Genomic DNA, 1,017 nt, shown 5'->3' on the forward strand with positions numbered 1-1,017 from the left:
TATCGCGTACGCTCACTTCAATCGTGCTTTCACCTTCACTGAGTGGTGTCGCTGGGGTGGCGCTCCACTCGCCGTTGGCATCAACAAGGGCGGTAATGGTTTGTGGGTTACCGTCACTGTCGGTCACCATAATCGTGACTTGTGCGCCTTCGCCTGCGTCACTTGTGCCGCTGATTATAGGCGTGTTGCTATTGCTTTGTGCATCCACCTCAACCGTGAGTGTAGGTGGTGTGTTATCAAAGTCATCTGAGCTGATTGTGCGTGTGTTCCCTGCTACATCTGTGGCTGTGGCAATCACAGAGCCTACATCCAGTAGTGATACATCAAGCCCCACCAAAGACCAATTACCGTTGGCATCGGTTGTGGTGGTATAAGTTACACCGACTCCCCCGCCAATAAGTTGCTCGGTGATGGTAATTTCGCTGCCTGCTGGCAGGTCAGAGGTACCACTGAGGGTAACCAATAAACCAAGCTCGAAGGTTGGCGTAAAGGCAAGAGCCGGTGGAGTTACATCCACTTCACCGCTGTCTGTCCCTGTGCCCGTGTTACCCGCTGCATCCGTGATGCTAGCACTGACACTGTAGTTACCTTCGGCTAAATCAGTCGCTGGGGTGGCACTCCAATTACCATTAGCATCGGTTTGTACATCAATAGTTTGTACGGCATTGGCTGCATCCGTAAAGGTTATCGTAACGGTGCTGTTTGGTGCATCACTGGTGCCCGTAACTGTTGGCGAGCTGTCGTTGGTGAGCGCTGGTGCATCCACACTCACACTTGGCGCGGTGGTATCGATGTTACCGCTGCCGGTGATATCAGTGCTGTTACCTGCATCATCGCTAATGCTGGCCTCAATGCTGTAAGGCCCTTCTGCAAGTGCCGTCGGTACTTCCACTGAGAAATTGCCGCTCGCATCCACGGTGGTGGTAAAGGTTTGCTCGGCCCCTAAATCATCGATAACCGTAAAGGTGATCACGGTGCCTTCAACCGCATCACTGGTGCCGCTTAGGGTCGGTGTGA

The 1,017-nt window shown here is 53.2% G+C and carries 1 protein-coding gene; it reads right to left on the reverse strand.

Annotated features, from left to right (window positions below; genetic code table 11):
• Nucleotides 1-1,017: Ig-like domain-containing protein (locus NQT65_RS20160; protein ID WP_256851920.1), on the reverse strand; the 1,017-nt coding region annotated here is incomplete at both ends.

The sequence above is a fragment of the Pseudoalteromonas agarivorans genome (genome assembly GCF_024518735.1).
GTDB classification, from domain to species: domain Bacteria; phylum Pseudomonadota; class Gammaproteobacteria; order Enterobacterales; family Alteromonadaceae; genus Pseudoalteromonas; species Pseudoalteromonas atlantica.